Origin of the sequence: Citrobacter sp. Ce119, from assembly GCF_030334525.1 — a bacterium.
Classification (GTDB): domain Bacteria; phylum Pseudomonadota; class Gammaproteobacteria; order Enterobacterales; family Enterobacteriaceae; genus Citrobacter; species Citrobacter europaeus.
The window spans coordinates 459,916-479,911 of record NZ_JAOWDR010000060.1 but is presented as its reverse complement, the minus strand read 5'-3'; the positions used below and the strand labels follow the sequence as shown (position 1 = coordinate 479,911).

The 19,996-nt window shown below is 52.8% G+C and carries 18 protein-coding genes; 7 read left to right on the top strand and 11 right to left on the bottom strand.

All coding sequences use genetic code 11. The features are described 5' to 3' along the window. Nucleotides 1-13 precede the first annotated feature (13 nt). On the top strand, nt 14-2,047 hold the full coding sequence (metG, locus tag OGV80_RS22520) for a methionine--tRNA ligase (protein WP_080624930.1): 2,034 nt from the start codon (nt 14-16) through the stop codon (nt 2,045-2,047). 210 nt (nt 2,048-2,257) lie between these two features. Further along, on the top strand, nt 2,258-2,716 hold the full coding sequence (locus OGV80_RS22515; protein WP_087052530.1) for a YehR family lipoprotein: 459 nt from the start codon (nt 2,258-2,260) through the stop codon (nt 2,714-2,716). A gap of 44 nt (nt 2,717-2,760) precedes the next feature. Here the strand turns inward: OGV80_RS22515 and OGV80_RS22510 are convergent, their stop codons facing one another. Genes OGV80_RS22510 through OGV80_RS22500 form a run of 3 tightly spaced genes read right to left on the bottom strand, consistent with a single transcriptional unit; the run spans nt 2,761 to nt 5,679 of the window. Continuing rightward, complete coding sequence (locus tag OGV80_RS22510; protein WP_087052616.1) at nt 2,761-3,231, bottom strand: YehS family protein; 471 nt, start codon at nt 3,229-3,231, stop codon at nt 2,761-2,763. Between the two features lie 46 nt (nt 3,232-3,277). Then, a complete protein-coding gene (btsR, locus tag OGV80_RS22505; RefSeq protein ID WP_003840155.1) occupies nt 3,278-3,997 on the bottom strand; it encodes a two-component system response regulator BtsR in 720 nt (239 codons plus the stop codon). Beyond that, nucleotides 3,994-5,679 (bottom strand): sensor histidine kinase, encoded by a 1,686-nt coding sequence (locus OGV80_RS22500; RefSeq protein WP_043016932.1) that lies wholly within the window; start codon nt 5,677-5,679, stop codon nt 3,994-3,996. Before OGV80_RS22500 ends, btsR begins: the two co-directional genes overlap by 4 nt. A gap of 225 nt (nt 5,680-5,904) precedes the next feature. On the opposite strand from OGV80_RS22500, the gene mlrA reads away from it, so the two are divergent. Together mlrA and OGV80_RS22490 are read left to right on the top strand one after the other, a co-directional pair. Continuing rightward, on the top strand, nt 5,905-6,636 hold the full coding sequence (mlrA, locus tag OGV80_RS22495; RefSeq protein ID WP_043016933.1) for an HTH-type transcriptional regulator MlrA: 732 nt from the start codon (nt 5,905-5,907) through the stop codon (nt 6,634-6,636). 51 nt (nt 6,637-6,687) lie between these two features. Then, nucleotides 6,688-6,795 carry a protein YohO gene (locus tag OGV80_RS22490; RefSeq protein WP_003027354.1) on the top strand — a complete coding sequence of 36 codons (108 nt, stop codon included), beginning with the start codon at nt 6,688-6,690 and terminating at the stop codon, nt 6,793-6,795. Here the strand turns inward: OGV80_RS22490 and OGV80_RS22485 are convergent. From OGV80_RS22485 to bglX, 5 genes are all read right to left on the bottom strand, one after another. Continuing rightward, nucleotides 6,776-7,507 (bottom strand): ABC transporter permease, encoded by a 732-nt coding sequence (locus tag OGV80_RS22485; protein ID WP_043016934.1) that lies wholly within the window; start codon nt 7,505-7,507, stop codon nt 6,776-6,778. The two genes, OGV80_RS22490 and OGV80_RS22485, sit on opposite strands and share 20 nt — an antisense overlap. Further along, complete coding sequence (locus tag OGV80_RS22480) at nt 7,491-8,438, bottom strand: ABC transporter ATP-binding protein (RefSeq protein WP_043016935.1); 948 nt, start codon at nt 8,436-8,438, stop codon at nt 7,491-7,493. Before OGV80_RS22480 ends, OGV80_RS22485 begins: the two co-directional genes overlap by 17 nt. Next, complete coding sequence (locus OGV80_RS22475) at nt 8,431-9,597, bottom strand: ABC transporter permease (RefSeq protein ID WP_043016936.1); 1,167 nt, start codon at nt 9,595-9,597, stop codon at nt 8,431-8,433. The genes OGV80_RS22480 and OGV80_RS22475 overlap by 8 nt, the downstream gene beginning before the upstream one ends. 15 nt (nt 9,598-9,612) lie before the next feature. Further along, complete coding sequence (osmF, locus tag OGV80_RS22470) at nt 9,613-10,530, bottom strand: glycine betaine ABC transporter substrate-binding protein OsmF (protein ID WP_047410003.1); 918 nt, start codon at nt 10,528-10,530, stop codon at nt 9,613-9,615. A gap of 231 nt (nt 10,531-10,761) precedes the next feature. Further along, nucleotides 10,762-13,059 (bottom strand): beta-glucosidase BglX, encoded by a 2,298-nt coding sequence (bglX, locus tag OGV80_RS22465; RefSeq protein ID WP_080624927.1) that lies wholly within the window; start codon nt 13,057-13,059, stop codon nt 10,762-10,764. A 232-nt stretch (nt 13,060-13,291) separates the two neighbouring features. On the opposite strand from bglX, the gene dld reads away from it, so the two are divergent. After that, a complete protein-coding gene (dld, locus tag OGV80_RS22460) occupies nt 13,292-15,001 on the top strand; it encodes a D-lactate dehydrogenase (protein WP_043016938.1) in 1,710 nt (569 codons plus the stop codon). 102 nt (nt 15,002-15,103) lie between these two features. Here the strand turns inward: dld and pbpG are convergent, their stop codons facing one another. Further along, the gene (pbpG, locus tag OGV80_RS22455; protein ID WP_047410000.1) at nt 15,104-16,051 is read right to left on the bottom strand and encodes a D-alanyl-D-alanine endopeptidase; all 948 of its coding nucleotides are present in this window, start codon (nt 16,049-16,051) and stop codon (nt 15,104-15,106) included. A gap of 180 nt (nt 16,052-16,231) precedes the next feature. Beyond that, complete coding sequence (locus OGV80_RS22450) at nt 16,232-16,819, bottom strand: Yip1 family protein (RefSeq protein ID WP_043016940.1); 588 nt, start codon at nt 16,817-16,819, stop codon at nt 16,232-16,234. 162 nt (nt 16,820-16,981) lie between these two features. Here OGV80_RS22450 and OGV80_RS22445 point away from each other — a divergent pair, with 162 nt between their 5' ends. After that, nucleotides 16,982-17,569, top strand: coding sequence for a DedA family protein (locus OGV80_RS22445; RefSeq protein ID WP_043016941.1), 588 nt, complete (start codon nt 16,982-16,984; stop codon nt 17,567-17,569). 17 nt (nt 17,570-17,586) lie between these two features. On the opposite strand, the gene mdtQ is transcribed toward OGV80_RS22445, so the two are convergent. Beyond that, a complete protein-coding gene (gene mdtQ / locus OGV80_RS22440; protein WP_087052529.1) occupies nt 17,587-19,026 on the bottom strand; it encodes a multidrug resistance outer membrane protein MdtQ in 1,440 nt (479 codons plus the stop codon). A 169-nt stretch (nt 19,027-19,195) separates the two neighbouring features. Between mdtQ and OGV80_RS22435 the strand changes: the two genes are divergently transcribed. Next, nucleotides 19,196-19,930, top strand: a complete 735-nt coding sequence (locus OGV80_RS22435; protein WP_087052528.1) for a class I SAM-dependent methyltransferase — start codon at nt 19,196-19,198, stop codon at nt 19,928-19,930. Nucleotides 19,931-19,996 lie beyond the last annotated feature (66 nt).

Below are 19,996 nucleotides of genomic sequence, written 5' to 3'. Positions count from 1 at the left end.
GTAATTGCCCACTATGACTCAAGTCGCGAAGAAAATTCTGGTAACGTGCGCACTGCCGTACGCCAACGGCTCAATCCACCTCGGCCATATGCTGGAGCACATCCAGGCTGATGTCTGGGTCCGTTACCAGCGAATGCGCGGCCACCAGGTTAACTTCATCTGCGCGGACGACGCTCACGGCACGCCAATCATGCTGAAAGCGCAGCAGCTTGGGATCACGCCAGAGCAGATGATCGGTGAAATGAGTCAGGAGCATCAGACTGATTTTGCAGGTTTTGACATCAGCTATGACAACTACCACTCTACGCACAGCGAAGAGAACCGTGAGCTGTCTGAGCTGATTTACACGCGCCTGAAGGAGAACGGTTTTATTAAGAACCGTACAATCTCCCAGCTTTACGATCCGGAAAAAGGCATGTTCCTGCCGGACCGTTTTGTTAAAGGCACCTGCCCGAAATGTAAATCACCGGATCAATACGGCGATAACTGTGAAGTCTGTGGCGCAACCTACAGCCCGACCGAACTTATCGAGCCGAAATCCGTCGTTTCTGGCGCGACGCCGGTAATGCGCGACTCCGAACACTTCTTCTTTGACCTGCCGTCCTTCAGCGAGATGCTGCAGGCCTGGACGCGCAGCGGCGCGTTACAGGAGCAGGTTGCCAACAAAATGCAGGAATGGTTCGAGTCCGGCCTGCAGCAGTGGGATATTTCCCGCGATGCCCCGTACTTCGGTTTTGAAATCCCGGATGCGCCAGGCAAGTACTTCTACGTCTGGCTGGATGCGCCTATTGGCTACATGGGTTCGTTCAAAAACCTGTGCGATAAGCGTGGTGACACCACCAGTTTTGAAGAGTACTGGAAGAAAGATTCCGACGCCGAGCTTTATCACTTCATTGGCAAAGACATCGTCTATTTCCACAGTCTGTTCTGGCCTGCCATGCTGGAAGGCAGCAATTTCCGTAAGCCGACCAATCTGTTCGTACACGGTTATGTGACGGTGAACGGCGCGAAGATGTCCAAATCTCGCGGCACCTTTATTAAGGCCAGCACCTGGCTGAAGCACTTTGATGCCGACAGCCTGCGCTACTACTACACCGCGAAGCTTTCTTCACGCATTGATGACATCGACCTGAACCTGGAAGACTTTGTCCAGCGCGTAAACGCCGATATCGTTAACAAAGTGGTCAACCTGGCTTCACGTAACGCGGGCTTTATCGCTAAGCGTTTTGACGGCGTTCTGGCGGCTGAGCTGGCCGATCCGGCGTTGTATAAAACCTTCACCGACGCCGCAACGGTGATTGGCGAAGCGTGGGAAAGTCGTGAATTCGGCAAAGCTATCCGTGAAATCATGGCGCTGGCCGACGTGGCAAACCGCTACGTTGACGAACAGGCTCCGTGGGTCGTGGCTAAACAGGAAGGCCGCGATGCCGACCTGCAGGCGATCTGTTCCATGGGTATCAACCTGTTCCGTGTGCTGATGACTTACCTGAAGCCGGTTCTGCCAACGCTTGCTGAACGTGTGGAAGCGTTCCTGAACTGCGAACTGAGCTGGGATGCCATTGAGCAGCCGCTGCTCGGTCACAAGGTCAACACCTTTAAGGCGCTCTACAATCGCATTGACATGAAACAAGTTGAAGCGCTGGTGGAAGCATCGAAAGAAGAAGTGAAAGCCGCTGCCGCACCGGTAATCGGCCCGCTGGCGGATGATCCAATTCAGGAAACCATCACCTTTGACGATTTCGCCAAAGTTGACCTGCGCGTGGCGCTAATTGAAAACGCTGAATTCGTGGAAGGTTCCGACAAACTGCTGCGTCTAACGCTGGATCTCGGCGGCGAGAAGCGTAACGTCTTCTCCGGCATTCGTTCTGCTTATCCGGATCCACAAACCCTGATTGGACGCCAGACCATTATGGTTGCTAACCTGGCTCCTCGTAAGATGCGCTTCGGCATTTCTGAAGGGATGGTAATGGCGGCAGGTCCTGGCGGAAAAGATATCTTCCTGTTAAGCCCGGACGAAGGCGCAAAACCTGGCCAACAGGTGAAGTAAATCAGACATCTCAAGCGCTGCAACTGCAGCGCTTTTTTTGCTGAATGATTTTATCCCTAATCTTAAACACACTGCCTCACTCCATTTTCGGACTGCTCAGCCAACGCGATTAGATTTATTCTATACTGCTCTGCTATTAAGGCCGTTCGGACCCATCAAATTCATTGGCGCTATTATTTAGCATCCAACATTCATGAAATGGAGTTTTACATGAAAGCGTTTCAAAAATTAGTTTCACTTGTCGCAGCGTCGGTTGTCGTTTTTTCTCTGACGGGATGTGGTGATAAAGAAGAGACAAAAACATTTAATGCCAACCTTTACGGTTCGGATATTACCGTCTCTTACACCTATAAAGGCGATAAGGTTCTGAAACAGATCTCCGAAAGTAAAATCAGCTATGCATCGATCGGTGCCAGCAATAAAGAAGAAGCAGCGAAAGTATTCGACGCGTTAAGCGCTAAATATCAAAATATCGCGGGTATAGAAGAAAAGCTCAGCTATACAGATACCTACGCGCAGGAAAATGTCACTATCGATATGGAAAAAGTTGATATAAAAGCATTGCAGGCAATTTCCGGGATGAAGCTTTCTGAGAATGCCGATAAAAACATCAGCATGAAGCAAATGCAAACGGTAATGGAATCGGCGGGTTTTAAAGAAGTGAAGTAAACCACCGGCGACCCGATATTCATCGTGGTCGCCCGCTTTACGCTTTAAGACTTCGCGTTATGCACGTGGAAGGTCAAACCTCGCAGGAAATAACGTAGAAACTGATCGCCGCATTCGCGATAGTTCTTATGGTCCGGTGCGCGCATCATGGCGGTGATTTCCGGCATCGACACACGAAACTTCTGCCCGGTCATAATGGCCAGAATATCATCGGTTTTCAGCGAAAAGGCGATACGCAGCTTTTTCAGTACCGTATTGTTGTTAACACGACGCTCAAGCGCCAGTTCCGGCGCAGAATCATCTTTACCACGCAGATGATAAATCAGTCCGTTTAAAAAACCGGAGAGAATGATATCCGGGCAGCGCACAAACCCGTCTTCATCTTCTTTTGTCATCCAGGTATCGAAACCTGCGGAGGTGGATTCCATGTCAGCAAGCGCAAGAATACGCACCATGTCGTTATTGTCCGCTTTCAGGGTGTAGCGCAGGCTACGAAGAATATCGTTACTTAGCATAGAGCCTTCAACTGTCGGTGATGCAATGGCGCGCAGTGTATCAGTTTTACAGTCCAATCGCCTCTTTTAGACTTTTAAGATAACGGCGGCTTACCGGAACGGTCAGGCCGTTTCGCAAAATCAGCTCCGCCTGACCGTTATCTTCCAGACGGATCTCCTGCAATTGCGCCATATTCACCAGATATTGCCGGTGACAGCGCAGCAGAGGAGTACGACTTTCCAGCGTTCTGAGCGTCAGTTCGGTGAACCCCTCTTTACCATCACTACTGGTCACATACACGCCGCTCATACGGCTGCTGATAAACGCCACATCATCCATTTGCAGCAGATAAATTCGGCTATGACCGCTGCACGGAATAAACTTCAGCGCCTGCTGATTCTCGGGCAGTAGTGATACATCCTGCTTGGTGCGCTCCTGGCGTAAACGGATCAGCGTTTTTTCCAGCCGCGCTTCTTCAATCGGTTTGAGCAGATAATCAAACGCGTGTTCTTCAAAGGCCTTCACCGCATACTCATCAAAGGCGGTAAGGAAAACAATGTACGGGCGATGCTCGGGATCAAGCATGCCGACCATTTCCAGGCCGCTGATACGCGGCATCTGAATATCAAGAAACAGGACATCCGGACGCAGCTTATGCACCGCGCCGATGGCTTCCACCGCATTCGAGCATTCCCCGACAATCTCGATGTCGCTTTGCTCCTGCAACAGGATCCGCAGATTCTCCCGCGCTAACGGTTCGTCATCGACAATCAGCACTTTGATCATGCCAGTTCCTCCAGAGGAAGTCGTAAAGTGATTCGGGTAAAACGGTCAGGTTCACACGCTACGCTGATGCCAAAATCGTCGCCAAACCGCTCGCGCAGTCGTTTATCGACCAGATTCATACCCAATCCGCTGGCCTCAGACGTTGGCTGATACAACCCGGCGTTGTCTTCAATATCCAGCATCAGATACAGCCCTTCGCGGCGGGCGGTAATCGACACTTCCCCGGTATCCAGTAGCTGAGAGGTACCATGCTTGATGGCATTCTCCACGATCGGTTGTAAGGTGAAAGCGGGTAATTGCTGATGAGCAAGCGCATCTGGCACCGTTAAGGTCACCTGCAGGCGCGACTGAAAGCGCGCCTTTTCAATTTGCAGATAGGCGTTAACATGCTCAATTTCATCGGCCAGCGTCACAATCTCCGACGGGCGCTTTAAGTTTTTGCGAAAGAACGTCGACAAATACTGCACCAGTTGACTGGCCTGCTCGCTATCGCGTCGGATTACGGCTTTAATGGTGTTGAGCGCATTAAACAGAAAATGGGGATTCACCTGTGCATGCAGGAGTTTGATTTCCGACTGCGTCAGCATCGCTTTTTGCCGCTCATACTGCCCGGCCAGAATCTGCGCCGAAAGCAGTTGGGCGATCCCTTCCCCCAGCGTGCGGTTGATCGAGCTAAAGAGACGGTTTTTGGCTTCATACAGCTTGATAGTCCCCATCACCCGCTGGTTTTCGCCCCGCAAAGGGATGACCAACGTTGAGCCTAATTTACATTGCGGATGCAAAGAGCAGCGGTAAGGGACTTCATTCCCATCGGCATACACCACCTCGCCGGTTTCTATCGCCCGTTGGGTGTACGAGGAGGAAATCGGTTTACCGGGCAGATGATGGTCGTCGCCAATACCGGTAAATGCCAGCAGCTTCTCACGATCGGTAATCGCCACGGCACCGATATCCAGCTCCTCATACAGCACCTGGGCAACCTTCATGCTGTTAACCTCGTTGAATCCCTGGCGCAATATACCTTCCGTGGAAGCAGCAACTTTGAGCGCTGTGGCGGAAAAAGCGGAGGTATATTTTTCAAACATCGCCCGTTTATCGAGCAAAATACGCATAAACAGGGCCGCGCCCACGGTATTAGTCACCATCATCGGCGCGGCGATATTGCTGACCAGTCGAAACGCGTCATCGAACGGACGAGCAATTAATAAGATGATCAGCATCTGCACCAGTTCGGCAACAAAGGTAATAGCCCCCGCGGTCAGTGGGCTAAAGACTTTATCGGTGCGACCGCGACGGGTGAGTACACTGTGCACCAGCCCGCCGAGTAAACCTTCCACAATGGTTGAAATCATGCAACTGAGCGCCGTCATTCCACCCATGGAATAACGATGTAAGCCGCCGGTCAGGCCGACTAAACCGCCAACCACCGGGCCGCCAAGCAGCCCGCCCATCACCGCGCCGATAGCACGGGTGTTGGCAATAGAATCATCAATGTGCAGCCCGAAATAGGTGCCCAAAATGCAGAAAATGGAAAAGGTGACGTAGCAAAGCAGCTTATGCGGGAGCCGGATCGTGACCTGCATCAGCGGGATAAACAAACGCGTTTTGCTCATGAGCCACGCGATAACGAGAAACACACACATCTGCTGAAGCAGCAGCAACACCAGATTAAACTCGTACATACCCGCCAACCACACATCACTTAAAAGCGCGTAACATACATGGGCTGCGCGTAACTTTCTTTGAAGTGTTGCAAAAAAAAAGGAATTTGTGAGAACGATCACTCGAAAGCGCGAGCATGACTACAAATTCACCCATTCGTTGAACAAAAAACAGACAAAACTACCTGGTTCGCAAAAGAGCGTCTAAAGTAAAACTGGGACCTCGCGAGCATAAGTGAGACGACGATGGCGCTTTACACAATAGGTGAAGTGGCTTTGCTTTGTGATATCAACCCTGTCACTTTACGCGCGTGGCAGAGGCGTTACGGATTACTCAAACCGCAGCGGACAGACGGCGGGCATCGCCTGTTTAACGACGCGGATATCGACAGGATCCGTGAGATAAAACGCTGGATAAACAACGGCGTTCAGGTCAGTAAGGTAAAAATGCTGCTCAGCAATGAGAACATTGATGTCCATAACGGCTGGCGCGAACAACAAGAGACGCTGTTGAGCTATTTGCAAAGTAATAATTTGCATAGCCTCAGACTGTGGATCAAGGAGCGCGGTCAGGATTATCCCGCACAAACGCTCAACACCCATTTGTTCATTCCGTTACGCCGACGTCTGCAATGCCAACAGCCGATCCTGCAGGCGTTACTGGGGATCCTCGACGGCGTCCTCATCAACTACATCGCAATTTGTCTGGCTTCGGCGCGCAAGAAACAGGGTAAAGACGCCCTGGTTGTCGGCTGGAACATTCACGATACCACCCGTTTATGGCTGGAGGGTTGGGTAGCCAGCCAGCAGGGATGGCGCGTTGACGTCCTCGCCCACTCGCTGAACCAATTGCGACCGGAGTTGTTTGAAGGTCGAACCTTACTCGTCTGGTGCGGCGAGAGCCAAACGCCCGCACAGCAGCAACAGTTGAACGAATGGCGCGCGTTAGGTCACGATATTTATCCACTCGGTATTTAATATTCTATTAACAAACGTGTACAATCCTTGAATTCACATAAGGAGTGCATAATGAGCGCAGCTAAAATCGGTGTTATCACCCTCTTTCTGCTAATGGCTATCGGCGGTATCGGCGGCGTCATGCTGGCAGGCTACACATTCATTTTACGTGCCGGGTAAGGCGGCTCGCTAATCGCTCAAACCCGCGATCAACTATCACTGCCGCCAGCGCGACCAGCAGCGCGCCCTGAATCACATAAGCGGTATTGAACCCGCTAAGCCCGATAATAATCGGCGTGCCCAGCGTGTTCGCCCCGACGGTTGAGGCGATTGTTGCGGTGCCGATATTAATAATCACCGACGTGCGAATCCCCGCCAGGATGACCGGTGCCGCCAGCGGCAACTCCACTTTGCGCAGCCGCTGGCTCTGACTCATTCCCATTCCGCTGGCTACCTCCATCACGCTGGGAGAAATGCCGCCAAGTCCCGCCAGCGTTGCCTGCAGGATCGGTAACACGCCATACAGGATCAGCGCGATAATCGCGGGTTCAAGCCCAAACCCCATCACCGGTACGGCGATTGCCAGCACGGCGACCGGAGGAAAAGTCTGCCCCACGGCGGCAATCGTTTCCACCATCGGCCTGAATTCCACGCCCCAGGACCGGGTTACCACAACTCCCGCCCCCGTGCCGATGATGACGGCGATAAGACTTGAAATCCCCACCAGCGCAAAGTGGCTTAACGCCAGCGTCGTAAAACTTTCCTGCTGATACACCGGTCGCGGCAACTCGGGGAACAGCGAACTAAACAGGGCCTGACTGTGCGGTAACCCGACCAACAGGATCAGGAACAGGACAACCAGCCAAAGCAGCGGATCAGCAAGACGTTTCACGGGTCGGCATCTCCGAAAGCAGATCGCGAAAATGAAGCGTCCCGCAAGGCAACCCCTGCGGCGTCACAACCGGTAAAACCTCGCAACCGCGCGCCACAAACACCGACAACGCATCACGAAGCGTCATCTCATCCACCAGCGGTTCACCATCTGAGCGTTCGCCGCGACGGATAAAATCACCTACCGTGCGCAGTGACAACAGCCTTACGCCCAGTTCACTACGGCCAAAAAAGGTTTGCACGAAATCATTCGCTGGCGCAGTCAGCATCGACATCGGCGCACCTTGCTGCACAACCTTTCCTGCATCCATCAGAACCAGATGCTCCGCCAGCCTCAGCGCCTCATCGATATCATGTGTCACCAGCACAATGGTACGCCCCAGCAGACGGTGAATGCGCGTCATCTCCAGTTGCAGCGCACCGCGGGTGACCGGATCCAACGCGCCAAAAGGCTCATCCATCAATAGCACCTGCGGGTCTGCCGCCAACGCACGCGCAACCCCGACCCGCTGCTGCTGTCCGCCGGAAAGCTGATGCGGATAACGGTGACGCAAACTCGCCTCAAGACCCAGCAGTGCCATCAGTTCATCTGTTCGGTCATCAATACGTGAGCGCGACCACTTTTGCAGCTGTGGTACGGTGGCGATGTTCTGCGCAACGGTCCAGTGTGGAAACAAACCAATCGACTGAATCGCGTACCCCATACGTCGTCGTAACTCCAGCACCGGTAGGCTGCGGATCTCCTCCCCGGCAAATCGGATCTGCCCGCTGTCATGCTCAACCAGACGGTTGATCATCTTCAGCGTGGTGGACTTCCCCGAACCCGACGTACCAATTAATACCGAAAAGCTGCCCTCCCCTAACTGCAGATTAAGGTCATCGACGGCCCTGTGCTGACCATAGGTTTTACTGACATGGCGAAATTCAATCATTATTCGATACCTTTAGCAGCGCGAGACCTAAATCAAACAGCGCATCAATCAACACTGCCAGCACAACTACCGGGATCACACCCAGCAGAACTAAATCAACGGCGCTACTGAGCAATCCCTGAAAGACCAGCGCGCCAAATCCCCCTGCGCCAATCAGCGCGGCAATCACCGCCATCCCCACTGTCTGGATCATGACCACCCGCAAGCTGCGCAAGAAGACCGGCAACGCCAGTGGAAATTGTACCGAGATAAACCGCTGCCGCGCGCTCATCCCCATCGCCCGGGCGCTTTCCAGCACATCGCGTGGAACCTGATTCAATCCAGCCACTACGCCGCGAACCAGCGGTAAGAGCGCATACAGTACCAACGCAATAAGCGCAGGCGTCAGACCGGTTCCGGCGACGCCAAGCGAACCCAACACCGGAAAGTGCTTCACCAGCCCGGCGAGGGGCGCAATTAACAGGCCAAACAGCGCGACGGAGGGAATGGTCTGGATGATATTCAGTGCAGCAAATACCGGCCCCTGGCGAGCGACAGAAAAAGCACACCAGACGCCCAGCGGCACGCCAATAAGCATCGCGGGCACCACGGTAGCGAACAGAATTGTCAGATGTTGCGCCAGTGCGTCATTAAAGACATCCTGACGGTTGGCATATTCTTTAAGCAGAGAAAGATCGTTAAACGTGCCGGAGAACAAAAGTACCAGCGGCAAAATAAACATTTGCGCATGCAACAGCCATCGCCATGACGCCTGTTCGGTGATGCGACGAATGGCGTCACTGGCGGCCAGCAGCATCAGCCCCAGTCCCAACCAGAACCCGCTGCCCAGACTGGTTCTGGCCAGCGGGCTACCGGTCTGGGCCAGATACGTTGCCGTTGCTCCTGCGGTTACCAGCGCCGCAATCACCAACAGCTGGCTAATAACAAGCGTCAATATATTGCCTGACTTTCCCGGTACAAAGCACAGAAGAAACAGCAGCAAGCAAGCCACCGCCAATCCCCACGCCATGTCGGGCCGGATATCCCAGAGTTGACGACCTTCGCCGGAAACCAGGCGATTGGGAGCATAGCTAATGAAAGGAAGCGCTGCCGCCGCGAAGGTAAGAAGCACCAGCAGCAGCAACACCCGATTTACTGAAATTTTCGACAAAACACCCACCCGCTGCAAACTCCGTTACTTCACCCATCCTTTTTGCTTCAGGTAGTCTGCTGCGACTTTTTTCGCATCCAGCCCCTCCACGGCAATACTGGCATTCAGTTGTTGCAGCGTTTTTTCATCCAGGCTGGCAAATACCGGTTGTAGCCATTCTCCCATTTGCGGGTAGTCCTTCAGTACCGATTCACGCACAACGGGCGCAGGGGCATAAATGGGCTGGACGCCTTTTGGATCGCTTAATGTTTGCAGACCGAGCGCCGCAACCGGACCGTCGGTGCCGTAGGCCATCGCCGCATTGACTCCAGAAGTCTGCTGCGCCGCCGCTTTAATTGTCACCGCGGTATCACCACCCGCCAGCGACAACAACTGATTTTGCTTCAGCTTGAAATCATAGGCTTTTTCAAACGCAGGCAACGCGTCAGCGCGTTCGATGAATTCCGCAGAGGCGGCAAGCTTGAACGTTCCCCCGTCTTTCAGGTAACGACCTAAATCAGCAAGCGACTCTAGCTTGTTCTTTTGTGCGATATCCTGGCGTATAGCAATGGTCCAGGTATTGTTGGCGGGCGCAGGCGTTAGCCAGACCAGCTTATTTTGCTCTGCGTCCAGCTTTTTCACTTTGTCGAAACCGGCCTGCGCATTCTTCCACGCAGGATCATTCTCATCTTTAAAAAAGAATGCCCCATTGCCGGTATATTCCGGATAAATATCCAGCTCACCGGAGGTGATGGCGCCACGCACTACCGGAGTGGTACCCAGTTGTACTTTATTGACGGTTTTCACGCCGTGACTTTCGAGCACCTGCAAAATAATGTTGCCGAGCAGCGCCCCTTCGGTATCTATTTTTGAACCGACCGTGACGGGTGACGCGGCCTGTAAGGGTAAGCTTATCGCGGCTAAAAGCGCCAGTGAGCCCCCCCATACTTTTGAGATTATCATGCTGTACTCCTCATCCTTTTGCGGCCCTTTTCAGAGACTTGAGGAAAAAGCATAGTCGAAAAATCAAGCCTTAACCTGGCAATTGGGTAGTAACACTGAGAGTTATTAGCGGTAAGGCGATAATAAAATAAAAAAATCCGGCAAACCCAAAGTGAATTTGCCGGATGATTCTATTTAGTCAGCCTGGTAAGCGTAACGCCATCAGGCATGATGCGTGGCTTTATTCATCAATTACAGCAGCTCAAATTCGCCCTGCTTCACTCTGGCGGAATCAACGCCGATAAAGACGTTGAACTTGCCCGGTTCCGCATCGTATTGCATGCGCTGGTTCCAAAACTTCAGCGCTTCAACGTCAATCGGGAAGCTTACGGTCTGGGTTTCGCCCGGCTTAAGATTTACTTTCTCAAAACCTTTCAGCTGTTTTACCGGACGACTCATTGACGCGGTCACATCCTGCAAATACATCTGAATAACCGTCGCACCTTCGCGCTTGCCGGTGTTGGTCACCTGCACGCTGGCCGTCACTGTCCCGTCACGCTTCATCGTTGGGGAGGAGAGTTTCACATCAGAAACCGTGAACGTGGTATAGCTCAGGCCATAGCCAAAGGGATACAACGGACCATTCGCTTCATCAAAGTAGCGCGACGTGTACTTATTCGGCTTATCGGCATTATATGGGCGGCCGGTATTGAGATGGCTGTAATAGACCGGGATCTGTCCAACAGAGCGCGGGAAAGACATCGGCAGCTTACCTGACGGGTTGTAATCGCCAAACAGCACATCGGCGATGGCGTTACCGCCTTCCGTCCCGGCAAACCAGGTTTCAAGGATCGCATCGGCCTGTTGGTCTTCCTTAACCAGCGCCAGCGGACGTCCATTCATCAGCACCAGAACCAACGGTTTACCCGTGGCTTTCAGCGCAGTAATCAGGTCACGCTGACTCTGTGGAATAGTGATATCGGTGCGGCTGGAAGCTTCATGCGCCATTCCCTGCGCCTCACCGACGACCGCGACCACGACGTCAGACTGCTTCGCGGCGTTAACGGCCTCATCGATCATCGCCTGCGGCGAACGCGGGTCAACCTTCACCGCCTCTTCATACAGATTGAGGAAATCAACAATGCCTTTGTCGTTGGTGATGTTCGCCCCTTTCGCGTACACCACTTTACCCTGCTCACCGATGGCGTTTTTAATCCCCGTAAGCACCGTTACCGACTGATCGGCCACACCGGCAGCAGACCAACTGCCCATGACATCACGCTTGCTGTCAGCCAGCGGACCGACAACCGCCACGGTGGCGGATTTTTTCAGCGGCAATGTTTCCAGACGGTTCTTCAGCAGTACCAGACTTTCACGCGCCACTTCACGCGCTTCTTTGCGATGCAATCGGCTTTCCGCATTGGTGTCCTGCGGGTCAGATTCTTTGGCCCCCAGATGGCTGTACGGATCGTTAAACAGCCCCATATCATATTTCACGTTCAGCACGTGGCGCGCGGCGTCATCCAGTTCCGCCATCGTGACTTTGCCTGACTTAATCAACCCCGGCAGGTATTTGCTGTAATACTCATCGCTCATGCTCATGTTGATGCCGGACTTGATCGCCACGCGCACTGCATCTTCAGGATCGGAGGCGGTGCCGTGCTTAATCAGTTCCTTAATCGCGCCGTGATCGGAAACGGTGATGCCCTTAAAGCCCCACTCATCGCGCAGCACGTCTTTTAACAGCCAGGCATCCGAGGTTGCTGGCGTGCCGTTCAGCGAATTAAGCCCTACCATCACCGCACCGCTACCAGCATCCAGTCCGGCTTTGTACGGCGGCATGTAGTCGTTGAACAGACGCTGCGGGCTCATATCGACGGTGTTATATTCCTTGCCGCCCTCAACCGCGCCATAGGCGGCGAAGTGCTTAACGCTGGTCATCACTGAATACCTGTCGGCCGGGCTTTTCCCCTGCATCGCTTCCACCATGGTTTTGCCCATTGTGGCGGTCAAATACGTATCTTCACCAAATCCTTCTGAGGCACGCCCCCAGCGCGGATCGCGCGAGACGTCGACCATCGGCGCCCAGGTCATATTCAGACCATCATCGGCGGCTTCATACGCAGAAACCCGACCAACGGTTCTGACCGCATCGAGATTAAAGGAGGACGCCAGACCGAGGCTAATTGGGAACACGGTACGCTGACCGTGTAATACGTCGTAGGCAAAAAAGAGAGGAATTTTCAGGCGGCTGAGTTCCATCACCTGATCCTGCATTTTGCGGATATCCTGGCGTGTGACGGTGTTAAAAATTGCCCCAACCTGCCCGTCTTTGATCATCTCGCGGATGGCTTCCTTCGGATTATCAGGCCCGACGCTTATCAAACGGAGTTGCCCAATTTTCTCATCCACGGTCATCTGCTTGAGTAAATCGGTAACGAAGGCATCCCGCGCTTCTGGCGTCAGCGGATGGTTACCAAACAGAGTGTCCGCCAACGCGGGTTGCAACGCCAGACTCACCGCGACACCTACAGAACATAGCCATTTCATGTTGATTCTCTCTTTATTTTTTCCCGACGAGGCAGCGAAAATATAACAAAAACCGCAGTTTGCCGTAAGACTAAACGGGAGCGATAAAGAAAGCTAAGGTTATTCTCCTAATTTTCAAAACCAGCGCGAATCAGTAGAAGACGAACCAGAGACATTATGAATGAGAAAGCGTATTGTCATACAAAGCGCTATGCTTGTTCCTGATATTGAGTCCCACCACAAGGAGTGGAGAATGTCTTCCATTACAACAGATAATAAAGCTTTTCTGAATGAACTGACCCGTCTGGTGGGTCATTCACACCTGCTCACAGACCCTGCTAAAACCGCCCGCTATCGCAAGGGCTTCCGCTCCGGCCAGGGCGATGCGCTTGCCGTCGTGTTCCCGGGCTCGCTTTTAGAACTGTGGCGCGTTTTGAGCGCCTGCGTCGCCGCAGATAAAATCATCCTGATGCAGGCCGCAAACACCGGTCTGACCGAAGGCTCTACGCCGAGCGGTAATGATTATGACCGCGAGATTGTCATTATCAGCACTCTGCGTCTTGATAAGCTGCACGTCATTGGCAAAGGCGAACAGGTTTTGGCTTACCCTGGAACCACGCTTTATTCGCTGGAAAAAGCGCTCAAACCGTTTGGCCGTGAGCCGCATTCAGTGATCGGTTCGTCTTGCATCGGCGCTTCGGTTATCGGCGGCATTTGCAACAACTCCGGCGGCTCGCTGGTACAGCGCGGTCCGGCATACACGGAGATGTCGCTGTTTGCGCGTATTGACGAACAGGGCAAATTACAGCTGGTTAACCATCTGGGTATCGAGCTGGGCCAGACCCCGGAGCAGATCCTGAGCAAACTTGATGACGAGCGGATTAAAGATGACGATGTCCGCCATGACGGGCGTCATGCGCACGATCACGACTACGTTACCCGCGTCAGAGATATCGAGGCGGACACGCCTGCACGCTATAACGCCGACCCGGATAGATTGTTTGAATCATCCGGTTGTGCCGGCAAGCTCGCGGTTTTCGCCGTGCGCCTGGACACCTTCGAAGCCGAAAAAAACCAGCAGGTCTTTTATATCGGCACCAACCAGCCAGAGGTATTGACAGAGATCCGCCGGCATATTCTGGCAAAATTTGAGCATCTGCCGGTCGCCGGTGAATACATGCACCGCGATATTTACGACATTGCTGAGCAATACGGCAAAGATACGTTTCTGATGATCGACAAGCTCGGCACCGACAAAATGCCGTTCTTCTTCACCCTGAAAGGTCGCACCGATGCGATGCTGGAAAAAGTGAAAATTTTCCGTCCGCACTTCACCGATCGCGCAATGCAGAAATTTGGTCATTTGTTCCCCAGCCACTTACCGGCACGCATGAAAAGCTGGCGCGATAAGTACGAACATCACCTGCTGTTAAAAATGGCCGGCGGCGGCGTGGCTGAAGCGCAAAACTGGCTTAGCGAATATTTCAAAACCGCTGAAGGCGATTTCTTTGCCTGTACCGCGGAAGAAGGCAGCAAGGCGTTTTTACACCGCTTTGCGGCGGCTGGCGCGGCTATACGTTATCAGGCCGTTCATGCCGATGAAGTGGAAGATATTCTGGCGCTGGATATCGCGCTACGCCGTAACGATACCGAATGGTACGAGCATCTGCCTCCAGAGATCGACAGCCAACTGGTGCACAAACTCTATTACGGTCACTTTATGTGCTACGTCTTCCATCAGGATTACATTGTGAAAAAAGGCGTGGACGCGCATGCGCTGAAAGAGCAAATGCTGGAACTCCTGCGCGAGCGTGGGGCGCAGTATCCGGCAGAGCACAACGTCGGGCATCTGTATCAGGCGCCGGAAACCTTGACCCGTTTTTACCGTGAGAACGATCCCACCAACAGTATGAATCCGGGTATTGGGAAAACGAGTAAGCAGAAGTTCTGGAAAGAGTCGTAAAGCAAAAAAAAGATAAGCGCCACCGGGCATGTTGCCGGGGGCGCTTCGCTTGCCCGGCCTACAGCCACATTAGTTTTGTGCAGGCCGGATAAGACGTCTTGTTTAATCGTTCTGTGCGGTTTGCTCGCCCGTCGCCGAACCTGCCGCCGCCATCTGCGCGGCTTTTTGCTTTTTATAGCTCAGCGCCGCCGCCGGAACCGGCATCACCTTGCCCGTTTCAATCCAGGTACGTAAACGGCTGGCATCGGCAAAGTGGGTATATTTACCAAATGCATCCATCACCACCAGCGCCACCGGTTTGTTATTAATCACCGTGCGCATCACCAGACAGTGACCCGCCGCATTGGTAAACCCGGTTTTCGTTAACTGAATATTCCAGTTATCGCGGTATACCAAATGGTTGGTGTTACGAAACGGCAGCGTATACGCCGGATTGGCAAACGTCGCCATATCTTCGCGCGTCGTACTTAGCTGGCCAATCAGCGGATACTGTTTGCTGGCAATCAGCAGTTTGGTTAAGTCCCGGGCCGTCGAAACGTTATGAATCGATAAGCCGGTGGGTTCCACAAAGCGTGTCTGAGTCATACCGAGCGATTTCGCTTTGGCATTCATGGCTTTGATAAACGCGTTATATCCGCCCGGGTAATGATGCGCCAGGCTCGCCGCCGCGCGGTTTTCTGATGACATCAGCGCCAGCAACAGCATGTCTTTACGGCTAATTTCGCTGTTAAGTCGAACGCGAGAGTAAATGCCTTTCATTTCCGGCGTCTGGCTAATATCAACTTTCAACTTTTCATTCAGCGGCAGTCGCGCATCAAGCACCACCATCGCCGTCATTAATTTGGTAATCGACGCAATCGGACGCACAAGATCCGGATGGTTCGAATAGATAACTTTGTTGGTATTCAGATCAACAATCATCGCGCTACCGGATGCTATCTCAGGTTGAGAAGCCGCTGCGGTAGTTGCCGTTTTAGCCACGGCTTGGGGTGCAAAAGGAACGGCCAGCACCAGGGCAAGGCTTAATAATGAAACTCGGAATTTCAGCATGATGAGATTTCTGATAATGGTTCACGCACGTCACAACGCACACCGCCTGAGACTAAGTATTATCTCAAGCTAGCTCAGGCATCATAGCGATCCGGCAGGTTTGCCGCCACAGGAGAATCGTCTCGAAATGCTGCGTTGCTGACTTTTACGTCAACAACGCAGCGCAGACAGGTTTATCCGTCAGAATAACCGATAGCCGTAACCCCACAGGATTACCGTAATAGCCAGCAAAACTTCCAGTACCAGCACACCGATCGCCAGCGTCGAACTGGAAAAACTTAACCCTTCCTCACGAGTGATATTCAGGAACGTCGGTATACCGAGGTAAAGTAAATAGCCGGTGTAAAACAGCGCGATGGTCCCCACCAATGCGCACAGCCAGACCAGCGGATAAAGTGCGACGAGCCCGCTTAAAAACAGCGGCGTCGCGACATATCCGGCAAACACCATACAATGCGCCAGCGACGGACGCTGCGGGTAATTTCGCGCCATCCACCAGATAACCCGGCCCATGACGGCGACGCCTGCCAGCATCACCCCGTAAAACAGAATCGCCATCGCCAATCCGGTTAACAGGGATAATTTCAGGATATTGCCATCGCCAAAATTCCAGCCGATTTGCGTGGTGCCGATAAACGCGCAAATAACCGGGATTGCCGCCATCAGCAGTACATGGTGGGTGTAGTGATGCGAAACACTTTCGTTTTCGCTGTTGATTACGTGCATTTCACGATCGGGATGGGAAAACAGCCCCCAGACATGGTTCATACCGCCCCCTTCTTGTCAGCTCCGGACCTCAACACTTCAATTATAATTCAGCTTTTGATTATTTTATGTACACAGGAAAAATACCGAAGCGCCAGGTTGTGCTTTTCCGGCATCAAATATTCATAGGGTGTATGCTATTAGTAGTGGAGGTCATACAAACGTATGGATATAAATCATTATGTTGCGCAATACGGCTATGCTGCGTTAATCATCGGCAGCCTGGCGGAAGGCGAAACCATTACCCTGTTAGGCGGCGTGGCGGCACATCAGGGCGTTCTGAAATTTCCGCTGGTGGTACTCTCGGTCGCACTGGGTGGGATGATTGGCGATCAGTTGCTCTATTTACTCGGACGCCGTTTTGGCGGCAAAATTTTGCAGCGTTTCTCGCGCCATCAGGCAAAAATTGATTATGCACAAAAGATGATCCAGCGACGTCCTTACCTGTTTGTGGTCGGTACGCGCTTTATGTATGGCTTTCGCGTTATTGGTCCTTTGCTGATTGGCGCCAGTCACCTGCCGCCGAAGATTTTTTTACCGTTGAATATTCTTGGCGCATTTGTCTGGGCATCGCTATTTACCACTCTCGGCTATGTCGGTGGCGAAGTGATTGCGCCGTGGCTGCACAGCCTTGACCAGCATATCAAGCATGGCATCTGGCTGGTGCTGGTTATCGGGATAGTCGCGGGCGTCCGCTGGTGGATGAAACGGCGAAGCGCACGTAAGCGCAATGAAAATGGCCCGACAGCTTAACACCGCGGGCCGAACAGTCAGGACGCGTGATAACCACCACCCAGCGCGCTGGTCAACTGGATTGAGGCATCCAGCCACTGGCCTTGTAAAAGCAGACCGTTGCACTGCTCGCGTAAAGCCGGGATCTTTGCCTCGCTGACCCGGGAGCCAGCAATAATACCGGCATTAAAGCGCGCCTGCGCCAGACCCACGACGCGCTGGGCATCATGCTCAATCTGCTGCTGATGCTGATTTTTCTGCGCCAGTGTTTCCACCTGCGAAGCTGCTCGCGCCACGTCATTCACTGCATCTACCACGGCTTTATTGTAATTCGCCACCGTCAGGTTGCTTTGGGCTTTGGTTATGTCGAGATTCGCATTTAGTCTGCCGCTGTCGAAGACAGGCAGCGTGAGTCCGGCTGTGACACCCATTTGCTGTGCGGAATGGCGGAACAGGTCGCTCAGATGTAACGCATCCTGTTGTAAAAACGCTATCAGATTCACATCGGGATAAAACGCCGCTTTCGCCGCATCAATGCTGCTCAGCGATGATTCGATGTACCAGTGCGCCGCCTGTAAATCCGGTCGGCGGGCCAGTAGCGAGTAACCTAACTGGGACGGGAGCTGACTTTCGACCGCAGGCAGTTTGGTCGTATGGAGCTTCAGGGCAGTGGACTGGGCATTAGTCAGCGCGCTCAGTCGCGCCTCGATGACCTTCATTTTACCGCTGACGTCGTTTAACTGCTGCTCTGTCTTGCTGGAATCGATGTCAGTTTCAACGCCTTCCACTGAAGAAGTAAGACCGTTTTGATACAGCTGACGATCGACGGTAATCACGTTTTGCTGCTCAGTTTCGATTTGCGTCAGCACGGTTTTCAGCGCGGCCTGCGTTTGCCATTCCCAGTACAGTCGAGACACGCCGCTCGCCAGCAGCTGTCGGGTTTGCTCACGCTCGGCTTCACGCGCCTTAACGGCCCCTATACGCGCCGTCACTTCAGCCCGATTCTTACCCCACAGATCCAGATTCCAGCCTGCGGTTAAACCAAAGGTGCCGTTGGTGTACCACGGCCCTGTCGTCCCGGCGGCCGGATCGGTAATGGCAAACGGTCCCATCAGCCCTTCGGCTGACATTCTCTGACGCTCAACGTCCGCGGAGAAGTCGATCTCCGGGCCATCCTGCGCCTCCACCGCCTTAGCCTGTGCCTCCGCCAGTTGAATGCGCTGTTCCGCTACCTGCATATCAGGAGAATTTCGCAACGTGCTGTCAATCAACGCATTAAGCTGGGGGTCATGGTATGCCTTCCACCACTGGCTGTCCGGCCAGCCATTTTTTAACGCTGCGGGCAATGTGGTATCGACATTCGCAGCAGGAGCCTGCTGCGACAGAGACTGGCGGTCATCATGCATTGGCGCGCAGCCTGACATCAGAATAAAAAGCGGCAACAATGCCGCCGGGACTAAAACGGAATTACGATTCATGGAGATATACAGGTAAGAAAAGATGTGCAGAGATTACGACTTGTCGTTCCTGCTTTTTTAGTTACGCGTGGCAATACATCTTTGGCAATAAAATTATATAATCGGAAGAATATACACCAGACAAATAATATAGATTAAATAATTTTAATAATTAATAGATGGAGACGTTATGTCACAGAATATCTATGACGACCCTGAGTTCTTTGCAGGATACGCCACGCTGGATCGTTCGGTGAAAGGACTCGATGGCGCGCCAGAATGGCCGACAATACAAGCTATGCTCCCCTCTCTGCAGGGAAAAAACATTCTCGATTTGGGCTGTGGATATGGCTGGTTTTGTCGCTACGCGCGCGATAATCAGGCTGCCAGCGTATTGGGACTGGATATTTCACAAAAGATGTTAACCCAGGCGCACAGTATGACTCAGGGTAGTGGCATCGTTTATCAGCGTGAAGATCTCGAAATGCTTACCCTGTCGCCAAATTCCTTTGATCTGGTTTATAGCTCGCTTGCCCTGCACTATTTGCGCGATATAGAACGATTATTGGTAACGATTTACCAGTCATTAACACCAGGCGGCATGTTAGTTTTTTCTGCCGAGCATCCAATTTATACCGCACCGCTTAACCAGGGCTGGATAAAAGATAAAACCGGGCAACAGTCCTGGCCGGTCAATCATTATCAGCAGGAAGGCGAACGCATCAGTAACTGGTTTGCTGAAGGCGTCAAAAAACAGCACCGTAAACTGGCGACCTGGATTAATGCGTTGGTTGGGGCCGGATTCGACATCGTCTGTGTCGATGAATGGGGACCGTCTGCGCAACAGATTGCTGAAAACCCGGCGCTGGATGAAGAAAAAGAGCGGCCAATGGTGTTTTTGCTCAGCGCACGTAAACCAGCATAACAGTCCCCCCAGGCAGAATGATTGATACTTTCCTATACTCAATCTGAACTTACCAAAAAAAGGGAA

Coding starts and splice junctions, on each gene's coding strand:
- mdtQ (WP_087052529.1), bottom strand. CDS start 19,026: ATGAATCGTAATTCCGTTTTAGTCCCGGCGGCATTGTTGCCGCTTTTT.
- bglX (WP_080624927.1), bottom strand. CDS start 13,059: ATGAAATGGCTATGTTCTGTAGGTGTCGCGGTGAGTCTGGCGTTGCAA.
- OGV80_RS22500 (WP_043016932.1), bottom strand. CDS start 5,679: ATGTACGAGTTTAATCTGGTGTTGCTGCTGCTTCAGCAGATGTGTGTG.
- OGV80_RS22515 (WP_087052530.1), top strand. CDS start 2,258: ATGAAAGCGTTTCAAAAATTAGTTTCACTTGTCGCAGCGTCGGTTGTC.
- OGV80_RS22450 (WP_043016940.1), bottom strand. CDS start 16,819: ATGAACCATGTCTGGGGGCTGTTTTCCCATCCCGATCGTGAAATGCAC.
- OGV80_RS22480 (WP_043016935.1), bottom strand. CDS start 8,438: ATGATTGAATTTCGCCATGTCAGTAAAACCTATGGTCAGCACAGGGCC.
- metG (WP_080624930.1), top strand. CDS start 14: ATGACTCAAGTCGCGAAGAAAATTCTGGTAACGTGCGCACTGCCGTAC.
- OGV80_RS22510 (WP_087052616.1), bottom strand. CDS start 3,231: ATGCTAAGTAACGATATTCTTCGTAGCCTGCGCTACACCCTGAAAGCG.
- btsR (WP_003840155.1), bottom strand. CDS start 3,997: ATGATCAAAGTGCTGATTGTCGATGACGAACCGTTAGCGCGGGAGAAT.
- OGV80_RS22435 (WP_087052528.1), top strand. CDS start 19,196: ATGTCACAGAATATCTATGACGACCCTGAGTTCTTTGCAGGATACGCC.
- osmF (WP_047410003.1), bottom strand. CDS start 10,530: ATGATAATCTCAAAAGTATGGGGGGGCTCACTGGCGCTTTTAGCCGCG.
- pbpG (WP_047410000.1), bottom strand. CDS start 16,051: ATGCTGAAATTCCGAGTTTCATTATTAAGCCTTGCCCTGGTGCTGGCC.
- OGV80_RS22490 (WP_003027354.1), top strand. CDS start 6,688: ATGAGCGCAGCTAAAATCGGTGTTATCACCCTCTTTCTGCTAATGGCT.
- dld (WP_043016938.1), top strand. CDS start 13,292: ATGTCTTCCATTACAACAGATAATAAAGCTTTTCTGAATGAACTGACC.
- OGV80_RS22445 (WP_043016941.1), top strand. CDS start 16,982: ATGGATATAAATCATTATGTTGCGCAATACGGCTATGCTGCGTTAATC.
- mlrA (WP_043016933.1), top strand. CDS start 5,905: ATGGCGCTTTACACAATAGGTGAAGTGGCTTTGCTTTGTGATATCAAC.